We start from the raw sequence: 26,460 nt of genomic DNA, 5'->3' as shown, positions 1-26,460 counted from the left end.
ACAGCCTTCAGCTCTCAGTCGTCAGCTTTCAGCCAAGGATCAAAATAGCGTCGTACAGAAAACGATCACTGTGGCAGGGGTGTTTTTTGGCCTTAAAGCTGATGGCTGACGGCTGATTGCTGACAGCTATCAGCTTTTCTTCAGATACTGCCCCGTATAGGAGTTGCCAACGGTCTTCAGCTCTTCCGGCGTGCCTTCGAAGAGGATGGTCCCGCCCTGGTCCCCTCCCTCGGGGCCGAGGTCGATAACCCAGTCCGACTGCTCGATCACATCGAGATTGTGCTCTATGATCAGGACGGTATTGCCGCTGTCGACGAGCTGCCTCACGATCCGCATGAGCATCATGACATCGTTATAATGCAGGCCCACCGTGGGCTCATCAAGAATGTAGAGCATGCCCCTCGTCTGGGGCCGGGCAACCGAGAGCTCCGCGCAGATCTTGAGCCGCTGCGCCTCCCCGCCGGAGAGGGTCGTTGCCGACTGGCCGAGCCGCAGATAGCCGAGCCCTATATCCTTCATCAGCTCCAGCTTCGTCCTGATCTCCGCGATATCGGAAAAGAAGTCGAAGGCGTCGTCCACGGTCATATCGAGGACTTCGCTGATGTTCCTCCCCTTGTACCGTACCCTGAGGGCCTCCTCCTTGTACCGCTTGCCCTTGCACTCCTCGCAGGTGACGAAGATGTCTTCGAAGAAATACATCTCCATCTTCTGGTAGCCTTCGCCGGTGCAGGCTTCGCACCGCCCGCCCGGAACATTGAACGAGAAGAACCCCGGCGAGTACCCGTGCGCCTTCGCCTCGAGCTGCTGGGAGAAGAGCTTCCTGATCGGATCGAAAACCTTGAGATAGGTCAGCGGGTTGGAGCGGGGCGTCTTGCCGATGGGGCTCTGGTCGATAAGCCGGACGCCCTTGATCTTTTCGATTCCCTCGATCTTCTTGTAGGGGAGCGGATGCTCCGGCTCCATCCGGAAATGGCGGGCCAGGGCATAGTACAACGTCTCGACGACGAGGCTGCTCTTTCCCGAGCCGGAAACGCCGGAAACCACGGTCAGGGTCTCGAGGGGCACCCTGAGCGTCGCGTTCCTGAGGTTGTTCCCCGTGGCATGATACAGCGTGAGCGAATAGTCATGCAGCCTCAGCCGTATATCCTTCGTCTTGTGGCGCAGGACCGCGGTCTGGTGGCAGCCGTCATCCCTGAGACAGTGCGCGGTCAGAGTATCTGCCTTGAGGAATCTGTTCATGGGGCCGGAGAAGACGACCTCGCCGCCGAGGTGTCCGCCCTGGGGCCCGAGCTCGACCACCCAATCGCTCGAGGAGATGATATCTTTATCGTGCTCCACCACGAGAATGGTGTTGCCGAGGGAGGCGAGCTCGCGCATGATCTCGGCGACCCGCCGCGTATCGCGCGGGTGGAGGCCGATCGTCGGCTCGTCGAGGACATAGAGCGTCCCGGTGAGGGCCGAGGCGAGCTGATTCGAGAGGTTGACCCGCTGGTACTCGCCCCCGGAAAGCGTCTTCGCCTGCCGGTTCAGCGTAAGGTACTCGAGCCCGACCCGCTCGAGGAAGCGGAGCTTCATAACGATCTGCCGCAGCGCCTCGCGGGCGATGTCCTTTTTCATCGGCGACAGGGCAAGATCCTCGAACCACTTCAGCGCCTTCGAGACGGAAAGCGCCGTCAACTCGGCGATATCGAGGCCCTCGATCCTGTACGCCAGGGCATGCTCGCAGAGCCGCTGCCCGCCGCACTTGGGGCAGGTGACGGGGCTCCGGTATCTGCTGAGGAGGACCCGCACATGGAGCTTATAGCGCTTTCCCTCCATCTCTTCGAAAAAGCTGTCGATGCCCTCGAAGTGCTGGTTGCCCTTGAAGACGAGCGACCGCTCCTGCTTCGAGAGCTCCCGATAGGGCCTGCTCACATCGATGCCCGACTTCTTCGCTCCCTTGAGCAGCTGGTCCCGCCACCACTTGTAGCCGGGCTTCTCCCAGAGATCGATGGCGCCCTTCGCGAGAGAGAGCGATGTATCGGGGATAATGAGATCCTCGTCGTAGATGAGGATATTGCCGAAACCCTTGCACTCGGGGCAGGCGCAGACCGGATGGTTGAAGGAGAAGAGGATCGGCGTGGGCTCGGGCAGCGAGAGCCCGCAGTCGTCGCAGGTATTCTTCGACGAGAAGCGAAGGGTAAGCGCCTCTCTGTTCTCGGTGTCGTGGCCTTTCAGCACCACGACCTTCACGTTCTCTTTGCCCTCCCGCCAGGTCAGCTCGACGGAGTCCGAAAGGCGCGGCTCGTCACGGAGCACCATCCGGTCGACGACCACTTCGATCGGCCCGGCAACCTCGCCGGGGAGCTCATCCATATCGACCGCCTCATCGTTCATCCAGACCCGGTGGAAGCCCCGCTGCTTGAGGGTTTCTACCGGCTCCGTCGTCTCGAAGATGATCAGCGCCCTCCCATTAGGATACTTGTCGAGGAGCTCGGCGACGATCTGCGAGGGGTCCCATTTCCTGATCTCCTTTTCGCATTTGGGGCAGTAGGGGGTGGCGACACGCGAATACAGCACCCTGAAGAGGTCGTAGAGCTCGGTGAGGGTCCCCACGGTAGAGCGAGAGCCCTTCACGGGATTCTTCTGCTCCAGGGCGATCGCCGGGCGGACATTATGAATGGCGTCCACATCGGGACGGTCGAGCTTCTCGAGGAACAGACGCGCATAGGTCGAGAGCGATTCGATGAACCGCCACTGTCCTTCGGCAAAGACCGTATCGAAAGCCAGAGAGGACTTTCCCGATCCCGAGACACCGGTGATGACCACGACCTGGTTATGCGGGAGCCTCAGGGTGACGTTCTTGAGGTTGTTCTGCTTGGCGCCTTCGATGATTAATTCACGAGCAGACATCTCTATAGTTTACCATTTTAACAACTGCGTGCAAAACAGGGGTGTGCGGCGGGTCAGCGGAGGGGGATATCTTTCCTGGCTGCAGCGACCTCGACAGGCTCCGGCTTCGGGGTCCCGAGCCGCTTTGCAAAAGAGCTGGGATAAGGGAGGTATCTCAATGAAACGGCTATGGAAAGCATTGTGCCGCCGTCCGCCGGGAGCTTTATACGATAGGTCTCTTTCCTGACTTCACCGGCGCCGAGGCGGTTATCGAAGACAGCACGCAGCGCATTGTACGATGACAGGGTCTGCGCTCCCTCCTTATCGGCGAAGACCGCCCGGTACATGCGGCTCCCTTCCGGCACATCATCCCCGAGGATCTCCCGATCAGAAGGCCCTTTGCCCGCTACGGCATATCCATCACCGGCCTCTGAGACGACGGCAACGGGTACCGGTCTGCCGTCGACGGACGAGGTGACCTCCATCCACAAGAGCCGCAGGTCTGCACTCCCCGAAGGAAACTTGTGCCCTGTCCGCGAGTTATCGACGCTCACCGTTATCGCAATCTCATCGCCCGGAGCTGCGGTCGCGTGCCCGGCCCCGATGTCGAGGGTGACAGCGCCGGAGACCTGTGAGTGCGAGTGCGCGCCGGGGAACCGATGCGTATAAATCCTCTCTCTTTCAGCGGGGCTGTTCATGATCATGACCGCTGCCGGGCCCGACTCGTAGACCGCCTTGCCGCCGGTCAGAAATCCGAGGACCGTCATATGGCAGTCCTGGCACTGGATGCCTTGCTGCGCATACCCGCTGTCTTTCCATTCCGTAAAGGTGGATTTTATCTCGAGGCCGTGGCGGTTGACGGCATTATGACAGATGGCGCAAAACTCGCTTTTCGTATGGAGCTCGGAATACGCCCGGTGCCACGTCGTGTCGATGGCAAAGGGGCCCAGCTTTATATCGCTCGGCGCTGCAATAAAGTTGCCGTTTCCGGGCTGTTCCCCGCGATAGCCCGAAATGACATGGCAGAAGTCGCAGGTAACGCCCGACATGCGCGGATCAACCTGGTCGATTGAGGTGACATGCTTTTTATGTTTGAGATAGGCAAGGGGGGCATGACAGGCGGTGCAGGCGTCCGCCTCCTTTGCCAGCCCTTCATCGTCAGCCGCCTTCGGGAGCAGCTCCTTGAAATAGTGGGCCTGAAAAACGGGATTGGTGAACGACCGCTCATGTTCCGAGGCCTCATGCTGCTTGAAGATAGCGGGATGACAGTTGAGACAGGTCGATGAAGGCGAATACTCCGACGTCCGCGCGAAGACAGCTGCGGCAATAACCAAGAGCCCTGTACCAATCATTACCGCTGTCGCCTTGCGCACGGCTTCCTCCTCAGACAACGATGCACTGCGGCTTAATTATAGCAATTCCGATTTTCGAATTGTCAATGCGGAAAACAGGGGCGCGGCTGCGCCGCCCGAAAGAAATGGACGGACGCTTTGTTTTATAATGAAAGGATGTCGTATACCGCACCAGCAGGCGCACGGCTGTCCAGAGAGGAAGCGATCGCGCTGTTCAAGAGCGACGACCTCTTCTCAGTAGGAAGACGCGCAGCGCGCCTTGCAGAACACTACAACGGCGCGAACGCCTATTTCGTGGCCAACCGGCATGTCAATCCTACGAACGTATGCATCAACCGGTGCAAATTCTGCGCTTTCAGCCGCTCGAAGGGAGAACCCGGGGCGTATGAGCTGACGCTCGATGAAATCCTCGAGAAGGTCGATGACGCGTCCGCCGGACAGCACCCCATAACGGAAGTCCATATCGTGGGAGGGCTCCATCCCGACCGGCCTTTCGCATTCTACCTCGATATGCTTTCAGCCATAAAGGCCGGGCATCCCTCGCTGGCGATTAAGGCGTTCACTGCCGTCGAGATCGACTACATGGCGAAGATCAGCGGTCTCGGCATCGAAGAGACGCTCAGCAAGCTGAGAGAGCACGGTCTCGAGCTGATGCCCGGCGGCGGCGCCGAGATCTTCGCTGAAGGGATACGAAACAGGCTCTGCCCCGAAAAGATATCGGGCGAGCGATGGCTCGAGGTGATGGAGGCCGCGCACCGGGCGGGGATAAAGACCAACGCCACCATGCTCTACGGCCATCTGGAGAGCATCGAGGACCGGGTGGACCATCTTTTGAGATTGCGGGAGCTCCAGGATCGGACCGGAGGGTTCCAGGCGTTCATACCCCTGGCCTACCACCCGAAGAACACCGCAATAGGCGGCTTCTACTCCTCGGGCATCGACGACCTCAAAACGATCGCCGTGAGCCGGCTGGTGCTCGACAATTTCGAACATATCAAGGCGTACTGGATCATGCTCGGCGAAAAGATATCCCAGGTCGCCCTCCTCTTCGGCGCCGACGACATCGACGGCACGATCATCGAAGAGAAAATCACCCACATGGCGGGCGCCATGACCGGCGAGGGGATGACGCGGGAGGAGCTCGTCCACCTCATAAGGAAGGCCGGAAAGGTCCCGGTGGAGCGGGATGCGTTTTACAGGCATGTTAGGGTGTACGAAAGCAGTTCATAAGCAAGCGGCAGAAACTAAGAGCGTGTCTTAAAGGAAAACACTTCTTGTTACAGTTTATCCCTCTCCCTTCTGAGGCGGTATGTCTTGCTAAAAGGGCGTTACTGGCGTTACTAATAAAGGTCCCCTGTTGCCGAAGTGGGGCATGAGGGGCTACAATATCATAGTAAACAGGAGGCGGGTATGAAGGCTAAGGGAGCTACAGCAGAGGTCTTTTGACCGCATTCAGAACACTGCCTGGAAAAGAGCAGGATATTTTTCTGACGGAGATCTTGAAGGAAAAGAAGTACCGTGAGGATGTAATCGACATCGCCGAAAGCAGGGTAAAAGACAAGGGAAGGTCGTTCAGGCGAAGGAGGGTACAATGAGTGTCGGAGTAATGGTTGAATTAAAGGTTGAAGATATCGCCCAGTCCATAAAAAAGCTCAACAAAACCGATAGAGAGATGCTGCTTCTTTTGCTATCAGGTGAGGCGAAGGAGATGGCAAAGCGGGTCAAGGATATAAAAACGAAGAAAGTAAAGTCCCTGACGCGAGAGGATGTATTCAGGGATGCCGTATAAAGACGCCTATCACCCCAGGGTCAAGAGCGACGTAAAACGGCTGGACAAGCCTGTCACAAGAGACGTATACAACATCCACCTGGATAAAATTCTCAACGCCCCTTATTCAGGTGAGAAATTATACGGCGACCTTGAAGGGGTTTTCAGCTATCACTTCAGGAAAAGCAACGTGGATTACAGAATAGCTTATTTCATTGATGAAACTGCAAGAGTCGTCCATGTTGTGATGATCGGGAAAAGAGAGAATTTCTACGAGATCTTACGAAGGCGATTGTCATAGAGTGACCAGAATCAGTAAAGCTACCGCACTGGATCTGTTGCAAAACGCCGATCTCCTCGAGCTCGGCGAACAGGCTGACGCCATCAGAAAGGAAGTGCATCCCGAAGGTACCGTCACGTTCATTGTCGACCGGAATATCAATTACACCAATGTCTGTATCAATAAATGCACCTTCTGCGCCTTTTATCGCGAGGCCGGCAGCGCCGATGCGTACATCCTCTCGCATGATGAGATATTCAGGAAGATCGACGAGACCGTCTCGCTCGGCGGCACGCAGATACTGCTCCAGGGCGGGCTCCATCCCGACCTCGGGCTCGACTATTATCTCGACCTGCTGAAAGCTATCAAGAGTCGTTATACGATAAACGTCCACGGGTTTTCTCCTCCCGAGGTCACCTACCTGGCGGAAAAGCACCATCTTACCGTCAAAGAGACGCTGGTGACGCTCAATCAGGCAGGCCTCGATTCCATCCCCGGCGGCGGAGCGGAGATGCTCTCGGACAGGGTGCGGGAGATACTGAGCCCCAGGAAGATCAAATCATCCCAGTGGCTGAGGGTGATGGAAGAGGCGCACCGCATCGGCATGCGGACCACCGCAACCATGATGTTCGGGAGCGTTGAAGAGCCCGAAGACATCATCGAACACCTCGAGGCGATACGGAGCCTCCAGGACAGGACCGGCGGCTTCACCGCCTTTATCCCATGGTCGTTCCAGCCGGGGAATACTGAGTTAAGCAAGCAAACAGCAGCCAGCAGGCAGCAGCCGGCAATCAAGCCCGCCACTGCAGTCGATTACCTGAGAGTGCTTGCGCTGTCGCGGCTCTATCTCGACACTATCGCCAATATCCAGGCCTCGTGGGTGACACAGGGATTGAAGCTCGCCCAGGTCTCCCTCCGTTTCGGCGCCAATGACTTCGGCTCGACCATGATCGAGGAGAATGTCGTGAGAGCCGCCGGCGTGAGCTACCGCGTCTCGAAGGACGATATCATCACCGCGATAAAGAGCGCCGGCTTCAGGGCAGCGCAGCGGGATACGTACTATACCGTCCTCAAGACCTTCTGAATCTGCTCACCCCGCATACACAACCCAAAGACATACGCTATAATAGAGCTAACCGTCTTCTTACCTTTTTGCGCCAGGAGGGTGTATGTCCGATTCATTATACGATGTCGTCATCATCGGCGGCGGGCCCGCCGGTCTCAGCGCAGCCCAGTATGCGGCCCGGGCGAAGATGAAGGTGGTGGTCCTCGATAAATCGCCGACTGCCGGCGCCCTCGCCTATGCGAGCCTGATAGAGAACTACCCGGGGCTCGCGAAGCCCGTCTCGGGCAGAGAGCTGCTCGATATCTTCCGCACCCAGGCGACCGGGTTCGGCGCCGAGTATGTCGAGGCGCAGGTCATCGGTGTCTCTCTGGAGGGGGAGGTGAAAGAGGTCTTCACCATGGATAAGACCTACCAGGGGAAGACCGTCATCATCGCCACCGGCTCCATGGGAAGGAAAGCGACGATCAAGGGCGAGGCGGAGTTTCTCGGCCGCGGGGTGAGCTACTGCGCCATCTGCGACGCGGCGTTTTATCGCGGCAGGACGGTCTGTGTCCTCGGCGACTCGGAGGAGGCGGTGAAAGAGGCGGGGCTCCTGACGCGGTTCGCGGAGACGGTCTACCTCATCGCGCCCTCGCAGAAGCTTAAAGCAGCTGACGACAACCCGACTCTGCAGATAAAGAATCTCACCATGATCACTGGCCGTACGGTGACCGCTATCGAGGGAGCCGAGCTCGTCGAGCGCATACGGATGCGTGATGTGCAGGGCACGGAGAGCACGCTCGCGCTGGACGGCGTCTTCGTCTACCTCCACGGCAGCAAACCGATCATCGACTTCCTCCAGGGTTCGATCGAAGTCTCTGAGGAGGAATGCCTCGCCACCACTAAAATGGCCGAGACCTCCCTCCCCGGTGTCTTCAGCGCCGGCGATGTCACCTGCACGGAGGTGCGGCAGGTCGTTATTGCCGCAGCACAGGGATGCATCGCGGCGCTCTCGGCAGAGAAGCATGTCTTCAACAGGAAGCGGCGGAAATACGACTGGCACGGTTAAAGAGATGCGCCGGGGACGCGGGGCACCGGAGAGCCGGAGCGGAATAGGCCGAATAGAATGAACAATAGCGAGCTGAGGGCTATGCTCCTCGATTACATGGAGAAAGGGTTTCTCGAGAACATCGTCGATATGTTCACCCATGACGAGGCGCTCTATCCCTTCATCATCGATATGATCCGGGATGAGCGGCTCAGGGTGCGGCTCGGCGGAACGGCCCTGGTCGAGGAGCTGGCGAAGAAGAGACCCGAGCCCCTCGTCCGGCTCATCCCCGAAATCGCGGGGCTCCTCAATGACGGAAATCCTACGGTGCGCGGCGACGGGGCCAATCTCCTCGATATCATCGGGCACCCGGATGCCCTGCCCTTCCTCCGCGCTGCCGAAAACGACGAGGACGGCAACGTCAGGGCGATCGTGCGCGAAGCGATCAACGACATCGTCCCAAACAACGCAAACTAAGAGCCTCTAACGAAATGAAAGAGTGTGGAGTCGGATGAGGCATAGTAGGTGAGCGGTTTTAGCAGCCTGAAGCGAAGTCACGGATGACGAAGCGAGCTGGTACCTCGGAGGTCGTATCGACCGAGAATGAGACGAACATACTGTGCCTCGTCCAACTCCCTCTGCTCATTCTGTTAGACGCTCTAAGAGCCCCTAATCGAGAGCGCCCGCAAAAAGGCCTGCGTATCGGAGAGGTCCTCGAAGACGACATCCGCCCCTGCCCGCACAAGGGCATCGGCCCTGTAAGGGCCCGTAGCGACGGCGATGCAGGACGCGCCGTAGGGTTTGGCGCAGTAGACGTCCCTCGGCGTATCGCCGATAATCACGCACTCACCGAAATCAAAGGCCTTTCCGTAGAGCTCTTCGAATCTCCTCCGCGCTATGGGAAGCAGCCTGTTCCGGTCCTCGTCATCATCGCCGAATGCCCCTGCCGGGAAGTAGCCGTTCAAGGCGAATGATCCGAGCTTGATACGGGCGCCCTGCTCGACATTGCCGGTGAGGAGCCCGAGTACGCAGTCGTCCGCTCTCCCGTGCAGCAGTGAAAGGGCCTCCCTGACTCCCGGCTTGAGGTGCTTGCGGCCGTTTCCTATTTCGATCCTGAGCCGACGCAGATAGGCCTCCATCACCGCAGGCACCAGGCCGTTGCCCGCGGGAAAGCCGTGCTGTACGAGGCCTTCCTTTATAATCTGGAGGTCCGTCTTGCCCGCCATGCTGATATCCCTGAAGGCGTCATCGATCGAGAAGACCTCACTGAAGGCATGATCGAGCGAACGCACTCCCGCGCCCCCGGAATCCATGATCGTGCCGTCGATATCGAAGAGAAGCAACTTCATCCTTATACCATAATCACTCTCTACGCGCCGAGTCAACATCACCTGCCACGGGCGCTTCCTCCATTAACCAATCTTAATTTGCACGAAAGAATTTCATCTTGGTAAAATACTGTCCAAGTTTTCCAGAAGCAGAGGAGGTATCGATGGTCTCACTGAAGAAGAGTGCCCTGATAGCAGCAACCCTTGTGGTCCTTGTCCTCAATGCCTGTGCCACACATCACTACGAAGGCGGCGCAGCAGGCGGTCTCATCGGCGGCATCGCCGGCGCGCTCCTCGACAGCAAAAACCCCTGGCGCGGCGGCGTCATCGGCGCCGGGCTCGGCGCACTGGCCGGGGCGACGATCGCCGACATCTCGGTCCGCGGCTCCCGCGAAGCCTACCAGAGCGGCAAGCCCGTCGAGTACAGGACCGAAGACGGCCGCGGCAAGTACCGTGCCGAGCCGGTGAGCGACTACTACCGCCCCGACGAGCAGACGAAGTGCAGAAAGGTGCGCGAGCGGACCTGGGAGAACGACCGCCTCGTCAAGGACACGGTAAAAGAGGTCTGCGAAGGGGAAAAGTTCGAGCGGAGATATTAAGAGAGTCTAACAGAATGAGCGAAGAGAGTCAGACAAGGCACAGTACATTCGCTCATTCTCGCAAGGCATCCACGCCTTGCTCCGAGGCTAGGACAGCCCGCTCCGCCGTCCTGGCTTCGCCTGGGCTGCCCATGCCGCTCATATACTATGCCTCGCCTGACTCTAAGTTCTTCCATTTTGTTAGAAGCTCTAAGATATGCGTGGGAGGGGGCGGGGATGGCCTGCCCCGCTCCCTTCGCGCCAGCCGACTGCGTTCATCTGCTATAATAGATGTTCACTTCCAAGGAAAGGCCGGGTAGCGCAAGCGTTATGAAAGAGCGATTGATACGTCTGATTTACGAGAAGGCGTTCAAATACAGCGACGAGCCCGTCTTCAAGCTCGTCTCGGGGCGCGTAAGTAACTATTACTTCAACTGCAAGGCTGTGACCCTCCATCCCGAGGGAATGTATCTCATCGGCAGTATCATATTCGATATGATCAAAGAGCTCCCGGTCCGGGGCATCGGCGGCCTTACGCTCGGCGCCGACCCGATCGCCGATGCCGTCGCGTACACCTCGCACCTCAAGAACAGGCCTGTCGAAGCCTTTGTCGTCAGGAAGACGGCGAAGAGCCACGGGACCATGCAGTGGATCGAAGGGAACGTGAAAGCCGGGGACAAGGTGGTCATCGTCGACGACGTCATCACCACGGGCAAATCGACTATCGAGGCGATCTCCCGGGCGCGGGAGGCAGGGCTCGAGGTCGTCAAGGTCATCGCGCTCGTCGACCGGCAGGAAGGCGGCTGCGAGGCGGTGCTCGAGAGCGTAAAGGATGTCCGGGCGGGCTACCGGGTGGTCGAGGCGGTCGTTACCCGGGAAGAGGTGATGGCTGTTTACCGGAGCGAGCATCCCGCCTGATGCGCGGAGCCGTCCGGGGGTTAACGTATAATGCAACGGTGACCCTGCTCCCGCTGCCCTTGAGCTGAGGAAGAGCGGCAGAAGAGCGGGACACCGGGGGGAACGTATAGAGTGCAGCTCTCGTTTTCACATCTCCGCAGCAGGGCGATGCTGCTCATTGTTATCGCGGTTCTTCCGGCTTTTGCCCTCGTCATCTACGCGGGAATCGAACAGCGCCGGTATGCAGCCGAAGACGCCAAGAGAGAGGCGCTCCGGACCGTGCGTCTCGCTGCACGGAACCAGGTGTCGCTCATCGAAACAACACAGCAGCTCCTCGTAACCCTCGCGCATGTCCCTGAGGTGCGCTCCCACAACGCGGCGCCGTGCAGCGATCTGTTCAAAGAGCTGCTGAAACGCCATCCCTATTATGCCAATCTGGCGGCAGCCTCCAAGAACGGGGATGTCTTCTGCAGCGCCGTCCCCCTGCGCGGGCCGGTGAGCGCCGCCGACCGCCCCTGGTTTGCCGCCGCTGTCGAGACCCGGTCGTCGGCTTTCGGCAGTTTCCATATCGGGCGGATCACCGGCAAGCCGGTGCTCGTCCTCGCATACCCGATACTCACGCGCGAGGAGCGCGTGACCGGGGTCGTCCTGGCAACACTGAATATGGAGTGGCTCGGAGGGCTTGTTGCGCAGGCGCAGCTGCCCGAGGGCTCTACGATCACCGCTATCGACGGTAACGGAGTAGTCCTGGCCCGCCACCCCGGACCGAAAGAATGGGTCGGCAGGCCTGCAGCAGAGGCACCTCTGGTCAAAGCGATCCTTGCCCACCGCAGAGAAGGCACGATCGAGGCCGCCGGGCTTGATGGCGTACAACGCCTCTACTCCTTCAGTCCTCTCCTTAACGGAGCGGGGGAGCAGAACGCCTACATCTTCGTCGGGATTCCGTCGGAGATCGCCTTCGCAAAGGCCGATCACGCACTCAAACGGAACCTCGGGCTCCTCGGTCTTATCGCCTTCCTGACCGTTATCGTCGGCTGGATAGGCAGCGACCTCTTCATCATGCGACGGATAACGCCCCTGATACGTGCGGCGCAGCGGCTGAGCACCGGCGATCTGAGCGCGCGAACCGGCATAGCCCACGAGAAGGGCGAGATGGGCGAGCTCGCCCGATCGCTCGATCACATGGCAGAGGCGCTCGAGATGCAGGTGACCGAGCACAAGCGCACGGAGGAGGAGAAGGCCAAGCTCGAAGAGCAGTTCCTCCAGTCGCAGAAGATGGAGACCGTCGGGCTCCTCGCCGGCGGCATCGCCCACGATTTCAACAATATCCTCACCGCGATCACCGCCTGCGGCTATATCCTCCAGATGAGACTGCACGAGGAGAGCGACCTCAAATCGTACGTGGACCAGATACTCGCCTCATCGGAACGGGCCGCCAATCTCGTGCAGAGTCTCCTCGCCTTCAGCAGGAAGCAGGAGATCAATCCCCGCCTGGTCGATATCAACGCCACGATCCGCAAGGTCGAGCAGCTCCTCTCGCGCATCATCGGCGAGGATATCGAGCTCAGGACGCTCCTGCCCGAAGGAGGACCGACCGTCATGGCGGATTCGGGCCAGATCGAGCAGGTGCTCATGAATCTCGCCACCAATGCCCGGGACGCCATGCCCGGAGGGGGTACCCTCACGATCGAGACCTCGCTCGTGGAGGCCGGCGCGCCCCCGGGAGGGAGCCCCTCCTACATGAGGCCCGGGACGTATGTTCTCATCGCGGTGTCGGATACCGGCGCCGGCATGGACGAGGGGACGCGGCAGCGCATCTTCGAGCCTTTCTTCACCACGAAGGAGGTGGGCAAGGGGACCGGTCTTGGCCTCGCCACGGCCTACGGCATCGTCAAGCAGCACGGCGGGTATATCAATGTCTACAGCGAGCCGCACAAGGGGACCACGTTCAGGATCTATCTTCCGTTTGCCGCGATGCGGTGCGGTGAGGTCCCGTCGGCGGAGACGTCCGCTCCCTGCGGAGGGAACGAAACGATCCTCGTAGCAGAAGATGACGACATCGTGCGGGGATTGATCAGGGACATTCTTACCGGGGCAGGATACACGGTGCTCGATGCCGTAGACGGCGAGGATGCCGTGAACCTCTTCTCCGAAAACAAGGAGAGGATCGGCCTCGTTCTCCTCGATGTCATCATGCCGAAGCGCAACGGCAAGGAGGCGTACGAGTCGATCAGGAAAGAGCGCCCCCTCACGAAGGTGCTCTTCATGAGCGGCTACACCGCCGACATCATCGACCGGACGGGGCTGGCGGAGAAGGGATCGGCGTTTATTTCGAAGCCCGTCATCTCGGCAACGCTTCTGAGGAAGATCAGGGAGATGCTGGACGCATGATCAGATGACCCGCTCCAGGAAGAACCGCTGCACTGTTTCCGCTGCCGTGATGATATCGCTCTTCCGGAGCGGCTGCCCCGAACGGTCCTCGATGATGTTGCTTATCCCCCGTATTCCGGCTGCGGGCACGCCGGCGAGGGTGCAAATGTGGGCAACGGCTGCTCCCTCCATGGTCTCGCAGATCCCGTTGAAGTACCGCTCGAGCATCCTGCCGCGGTCCAGGGTTCCCGAGCAGGACGAGACGGTGATGAAGGTGCCCCGCGGCGAAAAGCCTTCCAGCGCGGGAGGTACGGTCATCGGGAGCTCGTTGTAGTAGACGCGGTCTCCCTTCGAGACGAGCGGCAAGCCGATCCGCTCCATCGTGCAGAAGCTCTCCCCGAGCACTACTCCCTCATCGCCGTACACCTCTCTTTCCGCAACGGCGATATCGCCGACCCCCAGCCCCGCCGACGGATAGGCGCCGGCGACACCGAGGGAGTAGACGATCCGTGGTCTGAAGTGCTCGATAAGCATCGTCGTGCCGTGGGCCGCATTGGCTTTCCCTACGCCGCAGATACAGAGCACCGTCTCCGCCGCTCCCTTGAGGAGGCCGGTATGAAAATCCTTGCTCTGCAGCGGGCGGCGCTGCTCCCCGGCGAGGTGTTCCAGGAGAACCGCCGCTTCGAGCTCCGTAGAGATGACGATGCCGATCATCGCTTAGTCGCTGATCTCCTTCTTCGGCTCCCGCTCTTCGAGAATATAACGGACCTTCACCTCCATGTCCTTCCTGAGGGAGTTGTAGACCGAACAGTACTTCTCGTGGGAGAGCGCTACGGCGCGGTCGATCTTCTTGGGGTCGAGACCCTTGCCCGCTATGTGGAGGACCATTTCGACGGAGGTGAAATATTGCGGGGGCGTGGGGTTCCGCTCGCCGATGATCTCGAGCTTGAAATGGGCGAGCTCCGCGCGCATCTTCTGGAGAAACATCACCACATCGATTCCCATGCAGCCCGCAAGGCTGAGGAGCAGCGCGTCCGTCGGCTTGCATCCCCACTGGACATGGGCATCGAACTCTATCTCGTACCCCTCATTGGTCCTTCCCGTGAAGATCAGCTCCCTGTCCCAGGTGAGCGTGCCTTTCACTGCGGGGTTGATCTTCCCTTTGTAATCCTTCAGCGATGCCTCCAGCGTCTCCCGCTCCTTATCGCTCATGCGCTCATGCTCCTCCTCTCGGTCGTATTCCGGCGCTACGGACATCTCGGCCAACGATAGCCTTAGGCCGCAGTTATCTTAGGATTGTAGTGAATCCCCCCCAGCCGAGTCAAACCCTTCCCTCTCCCCGAAAAACTGATTATAATAAGCACAGAGCAGCCATTTACCCGAAGGGAGCATCCCATGAGGCCGACACTCGTTACGGTCGCATCAACACTCTGCGGTATTGCCGCGCTCCTCTCGAGCGCCGTCGCCGTACCCACGGGGCGGGTCCTGGAGTGGAAGTGCGGCATCAGCACCGTCGTCTTCGACGGCGCCGCGCATGCACAGCAGGGGTTGAAGTGCACCGACTGTCACCCCAAACCTTTCATGATGAAAAAGGACCATGCCGATATGAAGATGAGGGAGCTCATCGAGGGGAAATACTGCGGCGAGTGCCATGACGGCAAACGGGCCTTCGCCTCCAACACGGCCAAGGACTGCCGCCGCTGCCATAAGATGTAGTCCTGATGCGCATCGCGTTGCCGCATGCATGCGGCAATATATGCTACAATTGCTGATACATGAACGGCGCCGAGTTGCTCACACGATGTCTCGACCGTGAGGGGGTGCGCTACGCCTTCGGCCTCCCGGGCGAGGAGAACCTTGCCCTTCTCGATGCCCTCGAAGCATCGGGGATCGAGGTGGTGGTCGCCCGGGACGAGCGCGGGGCATCGTTCATGGCGAACGCCTGGGGCCGGCTCACCGGCGCTCCCGGCGTCTGCTTCTCGACGCTCGGCCCCGGCGCGACGAACCTCGTCACCGGCATCGCCGACGCCCTGCTCGACTTCTCCCCCCTCCTCGCCATCACTGCCCAGGCGTCGGGAGCGAGGGCGCATAAGGAGTCGCACCAGTATATCGACGTCGTCTCCCTGCTCAAGCCCATAACAAAGTGGAATGCGCGGATACTCTCTCCCCAGGTCATCCCTGAAGTGACGCGGAAGGCCTTCAAGGTAGCGATGCTCGAAAAGCAGGGCCCGGTACACCTCGAGCTGCCCGAGGATATCGCCGAGGCCCCGGCAGAGGGCGCTCCTCTCACCGTTGCTCCCGTCGTGTACCCCGTTCCCGCTCCCGGGGCGATCACCCGGGGCCTCGAGATGATCCGGAACGCCCGCATGCCCCTCATCCTCGCCGGGAACGGGGTCATCCGGAACAAGGCGTCCGCTGAGCTGCTCCGCTTTGCGCAGAAAGCCGGCATCGCTGTCATCAACACCTTCATGGGCATGGGCGCCGTGCCTGCGGACGACCCGCTCTTCGTATCGACGATAGGGCTCCAGTCGAGGGATTACGTCCAGTGCGGCCTCGACCGCGCCGACCTCATCATCGCCGTCGGCTACGATCCGGTCGAGTTCAGCCCCAAGTACTGGGAGCCGGACAAACCCATACTGCACATCGATACCGGCCCGGCGGAGGTGGATGCCTCCTACAATGCGCTCGAGCTGGTCGGCGATATACGCACAACGCTCCAGAGGCTCACCGAAGAGCTCGGGGTCGAAAAGGACCCCGGCTATTTCATGCGGCTGAAAAAGGATATCGAGGCGGATGCCGGCGACCCTGCCCTGTACCGGACGGAAGCAGGCGTGAGCCCGCTCCAGGTCGTCCTCGACATCAGGCGCGCCCTTGATCGAGAGGATATCCTCGTCAGCGACGTGGGAGCGCATAAGATATGGATCGGCCGTTCCTATCCCGCCTATGCGCCGAATACCGTGCTGATCTCGAACGGCTTCGCTTCCATGGGGTTCGCCCTGCCCTCTGCAATTGCCGCGAAGCTCGCCTATCCCGAGAGAAAGGTCGTCGCCGCGGTCGGCGACGGGGGGTTCATGATGTCCGCTGCGGACCTCGAGACAGCGGTGCGGCTGGGCGTTCCGTTCGTCACCGTCATCTTCAACGACAACTGTTACGGACTCATCCAGTGGAAGGAGCTGACACGGTACCGGCGTTCGTTCTGCGTTAAGGTAGGCAATCCCGACTTCGTGAAGCTCGGCGAAGCCTTCGGGTGCAGGGCCTACCGGGTCGAAAAGAGCGATGAGCTCCCCGGCACACTCCGCGAAGCGCTGGCCCAGGACGCGCCGGCCCTCATCGACTGCCGTGTCGATTACAGCGTCAATATGCGGCTGACCGAAAAACTGGGGCATATCGTATGCAGAGCATAACCGCCGATTTTCTCGTCATCGGCAGCGGCGTCGCGGGGCTGAGGGCCGCGATAGAGCTCGCACCCCACGGACGCGTGGTGGTCGTTACCAAGGATATGCCGACCGAGAGCAGCACGGAGTATGCGCAGGGCGGGGTCGCCGTTGCGCTGAGCGACGAGGATAAAGTGGGCATCCACTTCGAGGATACGATCAAGGCCGGGGACGGCCTCTGCAGGGAGGACGCGGTAAGAGTACTTGTAGAGGAGGGGCCGCACCGTATCGCCGAGCTGATCGACTGGGGCGCGGAGTTCGACCGCGAGGGAGCGAAGCTCTCGTTCACCATGGAGGCCGCCCATTCCCGCAAAAGGATTCTCCATGCGCAGGGAGACTCCACGGGCCGGGAGCTGGAGCGGGTCCTGATCACCACGATAAAGACCTTCGCTTCCGTAGAGCGCCTGCCCTTCTCGATGGCGATCGACCTCCTTATCGAGGACGGGCGATGCAGCGGCGCTACTGTCCTCACGAACGACGGCGTCGTTGCGGTGATCGCAACGGCGACGATTCTCGCCACCGGCGGCGCCGGCCAGATCTTTTCGCGGACGACGAATCCTGCCGTGGCGACCGGCGACGGCATCGGCATCGCCTACCGGGCGGGCGCAGCCCTGGAGGATATGGAGTTCGTTCAGTTCCACCCCACGGCGCTCTTCGCACCGTCGGCGCCCCAGTTCCTCCTGAGCGAGGCGATGAGAGGCGAAGGGGCCGTCCTGAGAAACATCCATAAAGAGCCGTTCATGCAGAGCTACCATCCCTGCGCCGAGCTCGCTCCCCGTGATGTCGTTTCCCGCGCCATTGTCTCGGAGATGATCAGGACCGGGGGCAGCAACGTCTTCCTGGATCTCACCCACCGGGACCCGGAATTCATAAAGAATCGATTCCCCCGGATCTACGCCACCTGTCTCAAGTACGATGTGGATATCACGAGGGACCTCGTTCCGGTCTCGCCGGCTGCCCATTATATGATCGGCGGCGTCAAGACGGACCTCGACGGAGCGACGACCATCCCCGGCCTTTATGCAGCCGGAGAGGTCGCCTGCACCGGCGTCCACGGCGCCAACAGGCTCGCCAGCAACAGCCTCCTGGAGGGGCTGGTCTACGGCTGCCGAGCCGGCAGTGCAGCAGCGCGATACAGCGCGGAAGCGCGGGAGAGCGGAAGCAAAGCGGCCAGGGCCTTTTCTCATCCGCCGTCTCCACCACGGAATGTGGATGCCTCCGCGCTCGAAGAGATACGGGCCGCGCTGCGCCGGGTCATGTGGGAGCGGGTCGGGATCATCCGGTGCGGCGAGTCACTGGGCGATGCGCTGGAGCATCTGCGCTCGTGGCAGTTCATCCTCGACCTCGATTTTTTCACGAGAGGGGGTCTGGAGCTCAAGAACATGGTCACCGCCGCCCTCCTCATCACCGAGGCCGCCCTGGCCCGGAAAGGGAGCGTTGGCGCCCATTACCGCTCCGATTTTCCCGGCAGAGGCGAGGACTGGCAGCGCCACGTAACGCTCGTCCGCCCTGCGGCGGGTCATGCGGCGTTCGTAAAGAGCGCCCCGGCCTGAAGACGGCCGCTGCAGCGGTCGTGCACGACACCACCATAACCAGTGCGTAGCACGAGGAGCATCTATGAGAAGAGCGAAAATCGTCTGTACCATCGGGCCGGCATCGCGCACCAGGAAGACCATCGGCGCCCTCATCAAGAGCGGCATGAATGTCGCCCGACTCAACTTCTCCCACGGCGATCATATCGTGCACGGCGAAGCGGCTGCCCTCGTACGGCAGGAGGCCCTGAGGCAGGGGAAGATGGTGGCGCTCCTCCAGGACCTCCAGGGCATAAAGATCCGGGTCGGTGCGGTCGAGAACGACGGGGTTGTCCTCGCGGAGGGCGCAGCGCTCTCTCTCTATCCCGGAAGGGACGTGAGCACCCCGGAAAAGCTCTTCATCTCCTATCCGGCGCTGCTCAAAGATGTGAGGGCAGGGGAGACGGTCCTCCTCGATGACGGGCTCATCAAGCTCCTCGTCACCGGCACGACGCCGAAGATGCTCCGGGCGCGGGTCATCGAGGGGGGGGTCCTCAGATCGAAAAAGGGCGTCAACCTGCCCGCCTCGGCGCTCACGCTCAAGACCTTCACCGAAAAAGACCGGAAGGACCTCGACTTCGGCATCGGGCTGGGCGCCGATTATGTCGCCATCTCCTTTGTCAGGACCGCCGAGGACATAGAGATCGTGAAAAAGTGGGCGCGGAGAAAGGGCGTGGCGCTGCCGTCGCTCATCGCGAAGATCGAACGGCCCGAGGCGCTCAGCAACATCGAAGAGATCGTCGAGAGCGCCGACGGCATCATGGTGGCGCGCGGGGACCTCGGCGTGGAAATGCCGACGGAGGAGGTGCCGATCATCCAGAAGATGCTCATCGATCTGGCGAACAGGAAGGGGAAGCTGGTGATCACCGCCACCCAGATGCTCGAGTCGATGACGCAGCACACGCGGCCGACGCGCGCCGAGGCGTCGGATGTGGCGAACGCGGTGCTCGACGGGACCGATGCCCTGATGCTTTCGGCCGAGACGGCATCGGGCAGCTATCCCGTCGAAGCGGTGACGATGATGGATACGATCATACGATACACCGAAGAGCGGCTCTCCCATAAGATCCAGTCGTCCTACCGCCTCGGCAGCCGCTTCACCGAGGCGATTGCCGACGGCGCCTGCAATGCCGCCGAAGACGTGGGCGCAAAGGCGATCGTCGTCTTCACCAACAAGGGATTCACCGCCCGCCTCATCGCGAAGCTCCGCCCCAAGGTGCCGGTCATCGCGTATACGCCCGAAGAGAGCGTCTGGAAACAGATGCCCCTTTACTGGGGCGTCACCGGCAGGCTGATCCGCCGCAAGGACATGAAGGTCCTCGACGCCGACTTCATGACCGATGTCGAGAAGTCCCTGATCCGGGAGGGCGTGGTGAAGAAAGGCGACGGCATCGTCTTCGTCGCAAGCTCCCCCTTCCTCGGCAAACCGAACATCATCCGCCTCTACCGGGTGCTATGATCGCAGAGCGCCGGAGCTTGGCTAGAGCGGAGGGGAAGGGGGGTAAGATTCGAACCTTTCCAGCGATACCTTAAAGTATCAACAGACCACGTCTATAGCCTTACTGGGAAACCACTTCTGCATCGTTAGCAATAAACCTTCACAGCCAATGATGGAATCTCATCGCTTTGAAAGGTTCGAATCTTACCCTCCTTCCCCTGACACACGCTGATACTCTGACGAAGGACTTCTTTCCGGTGCCCGTCATTGCAAAAAGGGAAATTGTTCCTGTAATATTAGTGACTATGGGCAAAACCGGTTCTACCCCTTCAAACCTCGATAAGCAGCGGGAAGAGATAGACAAGGTCGACGAGAAGATCCTCGCGCTCCTGAACAAGCGCGCCCGCCTGGCTATCGATATCGCTGCAATAAAACGGCAGGCCAACCTCAAGTTCCACTCCCCGGAGCGGGAGAAGGCGGTCATCGACCGCATCACGGCTCTCAACAAAGGTCCCTTTCCCAACGATGCGATCAAGGTGATCTTCAGGGAGATCATGTCGGCCTCCCTCTCCCTCGAGCAGCCGCTCAAGATCGCCTATCTCGGCCCTGAGGGCACCTTCACCAATCTCGCCGCCCTCCGCCACTTCGGGCTTTCCGCGCACTACATCCCGGTGAGCGGCATCAAGGCAGTCTTCGATGCCGTCGAAGGGGGCACGGCTGATTACGGGCTGGTGCCGATAGAAAACTCCAATGAGGGAGTCGTCAGCTCGACGCTCGATCTCTTCATGGATTACGATCTCAAGATATCCGCCGAGGTGATGCTCGAGATCTCGCACAACCTCCTTTCGCAGAGCGGCGATATACGCAAGGTAAAGCGGATATACTCTCACCCCCAGGCGACCTCGCAGTGCAAGCTGTGGCTCGAAGCCAATATGGCCAGCGTTCCCGTCTACGAAGCGACGAGCACGGCGAAGGCCGCGGAGATCGCCTCGCGTGAGGAGGACGCTGCCGCTATTGCGAGCGAAATGGCGGCCCGGCTCTACGACCTGAAATTCATCGAGCGCCACATAGAGGACCGGAAGAACAACTTCACCCGCTTTCTCGTGATCGGCAAAAACTTTCCGGGAAGGAGCGGGGCGGACAAGACCTCTATTCTCCTGTCGGTAAAAGACAAGCCGGGTGCGCTCTACGAGATTCTGCTCCCGTTCAAAAAAGAGAGCATCAATCTCTCGAAGATAGAGTCCCGCCCGTCGAAGCGCAAGGCCTGGGAGTACATATTCTTCATCGATATGGCGGGGCATGTGGAAGATAAAAAGGTGCAAAAAGCGATCGATGAGGTGAAGGAGCACTGCCTCTATCTGAAGCATCTCGGTTCCTATCCCGTCGGTCATAACGTGGAGAGGTGAAGCAGCATGATCAAGTCCCTGGAGTACGTTTCCGCCATTCAGCCCTATGTGCCGGGCAAGCCGATCGCCGAGCTCGAACGTGAGCTCGGGATAAAGAATTCGGTAAAGCTCGCCTCGAACGAGAACCCCCTCGGCCCCTCGCCCAAAGCGGTGGAGGCGCTTACCGCCTATCTGGCGAAGGGCAACGACCTGCACCGCTATCCTGAGGGCGGCGGGTACTACCTGAAGAGCGCCCTCTCCGGGAAGCTCTCGAAGGGCGGCGTAACGGTCGGCCCCGATAACCTCATCCTCGGCAACGGCTCGAACGAGCTGCTCGATGTCGCGGTGCGGACCTTCATGGGCCCCGGGGACGAGGCGGTCATGGCGCGCCCCTCCTTCATCGTCTACTTCCTCGCGGTGCAGTCGGTCGGCGGCAAGGCCGTCCAGGTGCCGCTCACGAGCGACTACCGCCATGATCTCCTGAAGATGGCCGATGCCGTCACCGGCAGGACCAGGATGGTGTTCGTCGCCAATCCGAACAACCCCACCGGGACGAGCAACAGGAAGGACGAATTCGAACAGTTCATGAAGAGAATTCCCGATGGCGTGCTCGTCGTGGTGGACGAAGCGTATTTCGAATACGTCCAGGACCCCGATTATCCCGACACCCTGAGCTACTATGCCGACGGCAGGGACATTCTGCTCCTCCGGACCTTCTCCAAGGCGTACGGCCTTGCGGGATTGCGCATCGGCTACGGCATCGCAAAGGCGGAAGTGCTCAACGAGCTGAACAGGATCAGGGAGCCCTTCAACACGAGCACCCCGGCGCAGCTCGCGGCGCTGCACGCTCTCGGCGACAGCGAGCACCTGAAGAGATCGGTCGAAGTCAACGAGCAGGGAAAGCAGTATCTCTACAGAGAGCTCGGCGGTCTCGGGATTCCTTATGTCCCGACCGAGACGAACTTTATTTATCTGCCGCTCGGGCGAGACGCCAAGGCGCTCTACGAGGCGCTGCTCCGGAAAGGGGTGATCGTGCGGCCCATGGGCCCGCACGAGATACGGGTGACGATCGGCCGTCCGGAAGAAAACGAGCGCTTTATCGAAGCACTGAAGACCGTTATAGCGTTTATCGCGTTTGTCGCGTTATAGCGTTTATCGCGTCTATGGCGTACAGCGTTTATAGCGTTAAGGAGTTCATCCTTTTACGCTGTACGCTATAACGCGATAGACGCTATAACGCTGTACGAAGAGAGGGGAGGAGTCATGGACATCATCGTATTGAGACCTGACACGGCGGAAGAGAATGTCAGGCATATCCTGAAGAAGCTCGAGAGCAAAGGGCTCAAGGCGCACGTCTCGACCGGGACCGAGCGGACGATCATCGGGGTCATCGGCGATACCTCGAAGGTGACCGAGGAGGAGGAAGACGGCATACGGGCGATGACCGGCGTCGAGAACGTCGTCAGGATCGTCAAGCCCTACAAGCTCGCGAGCCGCGAGTTCAAAAAAGAGAACACGGAAATAGAGGTCCGGGGCGTCACCATCGGCGGCAGGAAGATCCAGGTGATCGCCGGCCCCTGCGCCGTCGAGAACGCAACGATCCTTACGACTATCGCGGAAAAGGTGAGAGATGCAGGGGCCACCTTCCTGAGAGGCGGCGCCTTCAAGCCGCGCACCTCACCCTACTCCTTCCAGGGCCTCGGGGAAGAGGGGCTCAAATACCTCGCCGCCGCACGCGAAAGGACCGGGCTGCCGGTGGTCACCGAGATCATGGACCCCCGCGATATCGAGGTGATCATGAAGTATACCGATATCATCCAGATCGGCGCCCGCAATATGCAGAACTTCAGGCTGCTCCTCGAGGTGGGCTCGGTGGACAAGCCCGTGCTCCTGAAACGCGGCCTCTCCTCGACGATAAAGGAATGGCTCATGTCGGCCGAGTACATCATGTCCCGCGGCAACCACCGGGTGCTCCTCTGCGAGCGGGGCATCAGGACCTTCGAGACCGCGACGAGGAACACCCTCGACCTGAGCGCCGTGCCGCTCCTGAAGCAGATGACCCATCTGCCCATTGTGGTCGATCCGAGCCACGGCGTGGGCAAGTGGGACCTCGTCGCACCGATGGCGAAGGCCGCGGTGGCCGCAGGAGCCGATGCGCTGATCATCGAGGTGCATACCAATCCCGAGGAGGCCTTCTCCGACGGCGAGCAGTCGTTGAAGCCCGATTACTTTGCCGGGCTCATGAACGAGCTGAAGCCGGTCGCGCTGGCGGTGGGAAGGGAGATGTAACAACAAGCTCTCAGCTGTCAGCAAAAGAAAACTTCTTGCGAGGAGCAGGAGTACACCCCAGCTGAAGGCTGATTGCTGAGAGCTGATGGCTACTAATGGCTGGCGGCCGATAGCTGATGGCTGATGGCTTATATGAGAGAGAGGTACGTATGGCACAGACAGCACTGAAGAGAATGTTGATGTCCGGCAACGAGGCGATCGGAAGAGGCGCCATCGAAGCCGGGATTTCTATGGCGGTGAGCTATCCCGGCACGCCGTCGACGGATATCCTCGAATACCTGGCGAAGAACTTTTCGGGACCGGCCCAGTGGGCGGTCAATGAAAAAGTCGCCCTCGAGGTCGCGGTCGGCGTCTCCTATACCGGCCGGCGCGTGATCTGCTCCATGAAGCATGTCGGCCTGAATGTGGCGGCAGACCCGCTCATGACCGCCGCGTATCTCGGCGTCAAAGGCGGGCTCGTCCTCGTCGTCGCCGACGATCCGGGCGCCTACTCGTCGCAGAACGAGCAGGACTCGCGGTTCTTTGCCGCGTTCGCCAAGATCCCCTGCTTCGAGCCGTCCGATGCGCAGGAGGCGAAGGAGATGATGCTCCGCGCCTTCGAGCTCTCCGAGAAGATCGAGCTCCCGGTCATGCTCAGGACCCTGACGAGGCTCTCCCACGCCCTCGCCCCGGTCGAGATCGGCGACATACGCCCCGAGAATCCGCTCTCCCTCGAAAAAAACCCGGCGAAGATGCTCGCGGTCCCCTCGAATGTCATCAGGTGCCACAAGGAGCTGAACCGCAAACAGGCGGAGCTGAGGAAGTGGATGGAAGACGCGGGGCTGAACAGGGCATCGAGGACCGGAAAAAAGAAAGGCATCATCGCCTGCGGCATCGCCTACACCTATGCAAAAGAGTACGGCGACGACTACGATGTCCTCAAGATAGCAGGCTATCCTTTCGGGGAGAGACTCATCGAAGAGTTCGTGAGCGGCCTCAATGAGGTCTGGGTGCTCGAGGAAGGGTATCCCTTCGTCGAAGAGATCGCGAGAAAGTACTCATCGAACGTGAAGGGAAAGGTTTCCGGGGAGCTTCCGGCCGAGGGCGAGCTCGGGCCCGATGCCATGGCGAACTACGTGCCGGGCTGGAACGGCAACGGCGGCTCTCCGAAGACAGCGGTGACTGCTGCTGCGCCCCTGCCGGTCAGGCCCCCGGTGATGTGCCCCGGCTGCCCGCACCGGGAGTTCTACAAGTCGCTCATCGATGCGAAGCCGGCCTTCACCGCAGGCGACATCGGCTGCTACACCCTCGGCGCTGCGCCGCCGCTCTCGGCCCTCGACACCTGTCTCTGCATGGGCGCGAGCATCAGCAAGGCAGCGGGCATAGCGAGCCAGGGGGTCAAGAGGGTCGCTGCCGTCATCGGCGATTCGACCTTCATGCACACCGGCATCCCGGCGCTGATCACCGCCGTTTACAACAAGGCGGATATCCTCGTCATCATCATGGACAACGCCTCCACCGCCATGACCGGCCACCAGCCCACCCCGCTCACCGGGATCACGGCAAAGGGCGAGGAGGGCGGCAAGGTCAATCTCGAAGAGCTCTGCAGGGCGAGCGGCGCGAGGTCGGTAACGACGCTGAATCCCTACAAGGTCGAGGAGAATACCGCGATTATCCGCGAGAAGCTCGATGCCGAGGGCGTCAATGTCATCATCTCCTGCAGCCCCTGCATATTGAACGTAAAGAAGAAGTAACGCAGCGTACCCGTACCGGGAAGAGAAAGGTCCTGCGCCGCATGCGGCGCAGGACCTTTCTCTTTGCACGGAGGGCTCCTTCGGTCCGGCTCAGGTCACGGGCTCCATGGCTTCCTTGTATTCGGCGAAAAGCGCGATCATGGTCTGGTTGAAGACCGGCAGGTCCTTCGGGCTCCGGCTGCTCAGCCAATTCCCGTCATAGACGGCCTCCATGTTCAGCCAGTGGCCCCCGGCATTGCGGATATCGTCCTGGATCGTATAGTAGCTGGTCAGTGTCCTCCCGCTCACCAGTCCGGCGGAGATCAGGAGCCACGGCCCGTGGCAGATCACCGCAATCGGCTTATCTTCCTCATCGATTCTCTTGACGAACTCCCGGGCCTTCATCTCCATGCGCAGCGAGTCGGCGTTCAGCGCCCCGCCGGGCAGGAGCACTGCATCGAAGTCGTCGGGGTCCGCCTCGTCGAGGGTCAGATCCACCGTGAAGGTGTCCCCTTTGGTGTCGTGTTTGAACGCGGTGATCATCCCCGGCTTCGGCGCGACGACCCTGGTCGTGGCGCCTGCCTCCTCGAGCGCCTTCTTCGGCTCCGTCAACTCTACCTGCTCGAAATAATCGGTCACCAGAATGGCGACCTTCGTTCCCTCCAAGGTCTTCTCAGGCATACGGCACCTCCCTTTGTCGCAGCGAGACGTGTATAAACGTTACCTCTCCTTACTTCAGATTTTAGACGGTTCCGCAGGGATGTCAAACGCACCCGATGCTGGTCCCCCCCCGCGGAGGGCACGAAGCGAGGAACGGCATCGCCGTTGTTCGGACTTAGTATACTTCCGTTGCTGAAAGTGAAACATATACCTTCCCCATCCCTTATCCGCCACGGCGCCTCCCTATCCCGAGATACAGCGGCGGGGGGCGCTGCCCGACCTCCGTTCAGACGGCGGTTACTTTTATGTGTAACGCCAAAATGATAATGTCCTCAGTTGCCAATTTAGAAATGTCCTATTGAGGAGGTGCTAAACTGCTTCTTTTTAAGTAAGGAGGCAGCGATGGCAGGAAGGGACATTATCATGGCACGGCA

General features: G+C 60.2%; 24 protein-coding genes. 18 read left to right on the top strand and 6 right to left on the bottom strand.

Annotated features, from left to right (window positions below; genetic code table 11):
- Positions 1-129 precede the first annotated feature (129 nt).
- Together uvrA and AB1805_15450 are read right to left on the bottom strand one after the other, a co-directional pair.
- A complete protein-coding gene (gene uvrA, locus AB1805_15455; GenBank protein ID MEW5746826.1) occupies positions 130-2,892 on the bottom strand; it encodes an excinuclease ABC subunit UvrA in 2,763 nt (920 codons plus the stop codon).
- Between the two features lie 53 nt (positions 2,893-2,945).
- A complete protein-coding gene (locus AB1805_15450) occupies positions 2,946-4,244 on the bottom strand; it encodes a multiheme c-type cytochrome (protein ID MEW5746825.1) in 1,299 nt (432 codons plus the stop codon).
- Between the two features lie 135 nt (positions 4,245-4,379).
- On the opposite strand from AB1805_15450, the gene mqnE reads away from it, so the two are divergent.
- The 7 genes from mqnE (at position 4,380) to AB1805_15415 (ending at position 8,841) form a co-directional block, all read left to right on the top strand.
- Positions 4,380-5,453, top strand: a complete 1,074-nt coding sequence (gene mqnE / locus AB1805_15445; GenBank protein MEW5746824.1) for an aminofutalosine synthase MqnE — start codon at positions 4,380-4,382, stop codon at positions 5,451-5,453.
- Positions 5,454-5,665: 212 nt separating this feature from the next.
- Entirely contained in the window at positions 5,666-5,818 is a 153-nt protein-coding gene (locus AB1805_15440) for a hypothetical protein (GenBank protein MEW5746823.1), read from the top strand.
- Entirely contained in the window at positions 5,815-6,012 is a 198-nt protein-coding gene (locus AB1805_15435; protein MEW5746822.1) for a hypothetical protein, read from the top strand. The genes AB1805_15440 and AB1805_15435 overlap by 4 nt, the downstream gene beginning before the upstream one ends.
- Positions 6,002-6,292 (top strand): type II toxin-antitoxin system mRNA interferase toxin, RelE/StbE family, encoded by a 291-nt coding sequence (locus tag AB1805_15430; protein ID MEW5746821.1) that lies wholly within the window; start codon positions 6,002-6,004, stop codon positions 6,290-6,292. The genes AB1805_15435 and AB1805_15430 overlap by 11 nt, the downstream gene beginning before the upstream one ends.
- Position 6,293: 1 nt before the next feature.
- Complete coding sequence (gene mqnC, locus AB1805_15425) at positions 6,294-7,355, top strand: cyclic dehypoxanthinyl futalosine synthase (protein ID MEW5746820.1); 1,062 nt, start codon at positions 6,294-6,296, stop codon at positions 7,353-7,355.
- An 85-nt stretch (positions 7,356-7,440) separates the two neighbouring features.
- Positions 7,441-8,385: an FAD-dependent oxidoreductase gene (locus tag AB1805_15420; protein ID MEW5746819.1), complete on the top strand. Its 945-nt coding sequence runs from the start codon at positions 7,441-7,443 to the stop codon at positions 8,383-8,385.
- Between the two features lie 57 nt (positions 8,386-8,442).
- On the top strand, positions 8,443-8,841 hold the full coding sequence (locus AB1805_15415; protein MEW5746818.1) for a HEAT repeat domain-containing protein: 399 nt from the start codon (positions 8,443-8,445) through the stop codon (positions 8,839-8,841).
- Between the two features lie 182 nt (positions 8,842-9,023).
- Here the strand turns inward: AB1805_15415 and AB1805_15410 are convergent, their stop codons facing one another.
- Positions 9,024-9,713, bottom strand: a complete 690-nt coding sequence (locus AB1805_15410; GenBank protein MEW5746817.1) for an HAD family hydrolase — start codon at positions 9,711-9,713, stop codon at positions 9,024-9,026.
- Positions 9,714-9,856: 143 nt separating this feature from the next.
- Here AB1805_15410 and AB1805_15405 point away from each other — a divergent pair, with 143 nt between their 5' ends.
- From AB1805_15405 to AB1805_15395, 3 genes are all read left to right on the top strand, one after another.
- Positions 9,857-10,291 (top strand): glycine zipper 2TM domain-containing protein, encoded by a 435-nt coding sequence (locus AB1805_15405; GenBank protein ID MEW5746816.1) that lies wholly within the window; start codon positions 9,857-9,859, stop codon positions 10,289-10,291.
- 309 nt (positions 10,292-10,600) lie between these two features.
- The gene (pyrE, locus tag AB1805_15400) at positions 10,601-11,188 is read left to right on the top strand and encodes an orotate phosphoribosyltransferase (GenBank protein MEW5746815.1); all 588 of its coding nucleotides are present in this window, start codon (positions 10,601-10,603) and stop codon (positions 11,186-11,188) included.
- A 147-nt stretch (positions 11,189-11,335) separates the two neighbouring features.
- Entirely contained in the window at positions 11,336-13,558 is a 2,223-nt protein-coding gene (locus AB1805_15395) for an ATP-binding protein (GenBank protein MEW5746814.1), read from the top strand.
- Here the strand turns inward: AB1805_15395 and mqnB are convergent, their stop codons facing one another.
- Together mqnB and AB1805_15385 are read right to left on the bottom strand one after the other, a co-directional pair.
- Positions 13,559-14,251 carry a futalosine hydrolase gene (mqnB, locus tag AB1805_15390; GenBank protein MEW5746813.1) on the bottom strand — a complete coding sequence of 231 codons (693 nt, stop codon included), beginning with the start codon at positions 14,249-14,251 and terminating at the stop codon, positions 13,559-13,561.
- 3 nt (positions 14,252-14,254) lie between these two features.
- Positions 14,255-14,749, bottom strand: a complete 495-nt coding sequence (locus AB1805_15385) for an OsmC family protein (GenBank protein ID MEW5746812.1) — start codon at positions 14,747-14,749, stop codon at positions 14,255-14,257.
- Between the two features lie 183 nt (positions 14,750-14,932).
- On the opposite strand from AB1805_15385, the gene AB1805_15380 reads away from it, so the two are divergent.
- The 8 genes from AB1805_15380 (at position 14,933) to AB1805_15345 (ending at position 25,387) form a co-directional block, all read left to right on the top strand.
- Positions 14,933-15,253 (top strand): c(7)-type cytochrome triheme domain-containing protein, encoded by a 321-nt coding sequence (locus AB1805_15380; protein ID MEW5746811.1) that lies wholly within the window; start codon positions 14,933-14,935, stop codon positions 15,251-15,253.
- A gap of 59 nt (positions 15,254-15,312) precedes the next feature.
- Positions 15,313-16,941, top strand: a complete 1,629-nt coding sequence (locus AB1805_15375) for an acetolactate synthase large subunit (GenBank protein ID MEW5746810.1) — start codon at positions 15,313-15,315, stop codon at positions 16,939-16,941.
- Entirely contained in the window at positions 16,929-18,524 is a 1,596-nt protein-coding gene (gene nadB / locus AB1805_15370; protein MEW5746809.1) for an L-aspartate oxidase, read from the top strand. Before AB1805_15375 ends, nadB begins: the two co-directional genes overlap by 13 nt.
- Before the next feature lie 64 nt (positions 18,525-18,588).
- Entirely contained in the window at positions 18,589-20,001 is a 1,413-nt protein-coding gene (gene pyk, locus AB1805_15365) for a pyruvate kinase (GenBank protein ID MEW5746808.1), read from the top strand.
- 284 nt (positions 20,002-20,285) lie between these two features.
- Positions 20,286-21,386, top strand: coding sequence for a prephenate dehydratase (gene pheA / locus AB1805_15360; GenBank protein MEW5746807.1), 1,101 nt, complete (start codon positions 20,286-20,288; stop codon positions 21,384-21,386).
- A 6-nt stretch (positions 21,387-21,392) separates the two neighbouring features.
- Entirely contained in the window at positions 21,393-22,514 is a 1,122-nt protein-coding gene (hisC, locus tag AB1805_15355) for a histidinol-phosphate transaminase (protein ID MEW5746806.1), read from the top strand.
- 114 nt (positions 22,515-22,628) lie between these two features.
- Positions 22,629-23,654: a 3-deoxy-7-phosphoheptulonate synthase gene (aroF, locus tag AB1805_15350; GenBank protein ID MEW5746805.1), complete on the top strand. Its 1,026-nt coding sequence runs from the start codon at positions 22,629-22,631 to the stop codon at positions 23,652-23,654.
- A 149-nt stretch (positions 23,655-23,803) separates the two neighbouring features.
- Complete coding sequence (locus tag AB1805_15345; protein ID MEW5746804.1) at positions 23,804-25,387, top strand: thiamine pyrophosphate-dependent enzyme; 1,584 nt, start codon at positions 23,804-23,806, stop codon at positions 25,385-25,387.
- A gap of 90 nt (positions 25,388-25,477) precedes the next feature.
- Here AB1805_15345 and AB1805_15340 read toward each other — a convergent pair whose 3' ends face one another.
- A complete protein-coding gene (locus tag AB1805_15340; protein MEW5746803.1) occupies positions 25,478-26,047 on the bottom strand; it encodes a type 1 glutamine amidotransferase domain-containing protein in 570 nt (189 codons plus the stop codon).
- Positions 26,048-26,460: the final 413 nt, after the last annotated feature.

The sequence above is a fragment of the Nitrospirota bacterium genome, from assembly GCA_040752355.1.
Classification (GTDB): Bacteria; Nitrospirota; Thermodesulfovibrionia; order Thermodesulfovibrionales; family Dissulfurispiraceae; genus JBFMCP01.
Note: the sequence above shows the minus strand (reverse complement) of the source record. Positions and strands in the feature narration are given on the sequence as shown.

Bases quoted from the DNA above. Each gene is read 5' to 3' on its own strand.
- mqnB (MEW5746813.1), bottom strand. From the start codon at position 14,251: ATGATCGGCATCGTCATCTCTACGGAGCTCGAAGCGGCGGTTCTCCTG.
- AB1805_15420 (MEW5746819.1), top strand. From the start codon at position 7,441: ATGTCCGATTCATTATACGATGTCGTCATCATCGGCGGCGGGCCCGCC.
- AB1805_15430 (MEW5746821.1), top strand. From the start codon at position 6,002: ATGCCGTATAAAGACGCCTATCACCCCAGGGTCAAGAGCGACGTAAAA.
- AB1805_15415 (MEW5746818.1), top strand. From the start codon at position 8,443: ATGAACAATAGCGAGCTGAGGGCTATGCTCCTCGATTACATGGAGAAA.
- AB1805_15410 (MEW5746817.1), bottom strand. From the start codon at position 9,713: ATGAAGTTGCTTCTCTTCGATATCGACGGCACGATCATGGATTCCGGG.
- nadB (MEW5746809.1), top strand. From the start codon at position 16,929: ATGCAGAGCATAACCGCCGATTTTCTCGTCATCGGCAGCGGCGTCGCG.
- pyk (MEW5746808.1), top strand. From the start codon at position 18,589: ATGAGAAGAGCGAAAATCGTCTGTACCATCGGGCCGGCATCGCGCACC.
- AB1805_15345 (MEW5746804.1), top strand. From the start codon at position 23,804: ATGGCACAGACAGCACTGAAGAGAATGTTGATGTCCGGCAACGAGGCG.
- mqnE (MEW5746824.1), top strand. From the start codon at position 4,380: ATGTCGTATACCGCACCAGCAGGCGCACGGCTGTCCAGAGAGGAAGCG.
- hisC (MEW5746806.1), top strand. From the start codon at position 21,393: ATGATCAAGTCCCTGGAGTACGTTTCCGCCATTCAGCCCTATGTGCCG.
- AB1805_15340 (MEW5746803.1), bottom strand. From the start codon at position 26,047: ATGCCTGAGAAGACCTTGGAGGGAACGAAGGTCGCCATTCTGGTGACC.
- AB1805_15395 (MEW5746814.1), top strand. From the start codon at position 11,336: ATGCTGCTCATTGTTATCGCGGTTCTTCCGGCTTTTGCCCTCGTCATC.
- AB1805_15375 (MEW5746810.1), top strand. From the start codon at position 15,313: ATGAACGGCGCCGAGTTGCTCACACGATGTCTCGACCGTGAGGGGGTG.
- pheA (MEW5746807.1), top strand. From the start codon at position 20,286: ATGGGCAAAACCGGTTCTACCCCTTCAAACCTCGATAAGCAGCGGGAA.
- pyrE (MEW5746815.1), top strand. From the start codon at position 10,601: ATGAAAGAGCGATTGATACGTCTGATTTACGAGAAGGCGTTCAAATAC.
- AB1805_15385 (MEW5746812.1), bottom strand. From the start codon at position 14,749: ATGAGCGATAAGGAGCGGGAGACGCTGGAGGCATCGCTGAAGGATTAC.
- AB1805_15405 (MEW5746816.1), top strand. From the start codon at position 9,857: ATGGTCTCACTGAAGAAGAGTGCCCTGATAGCAGCAACCCTTGTGGTC.
- AB1805_15435 (MEW5746822.1), top strand. From the start codon at position 5,815: ATGAGTGTCGGAGTAATGGTTGAATTAAAGGTTGAAGATATCGCCCAG.
- aroF (MEW5746805.1), top strand. From the start codon at position 22,629: ATGGACATCATCGTATTGAGACCTGACACGGCGGAAGAGAATGTCAGG.
- AB1805_15380 (MEW5746811.1), top strand. From the start codon at position 14,933: ATGAGGCCGACACTCGTTACGGTCGCATCAACACTCTGCGGTATTGCC.
- uvrA (MEW5746826.1), bottom strand. From the start codon at position 2,892: ATGTCTGCTCGTGAATTAATCATCGAAGGCGCCAAGCAGAACAACCTC.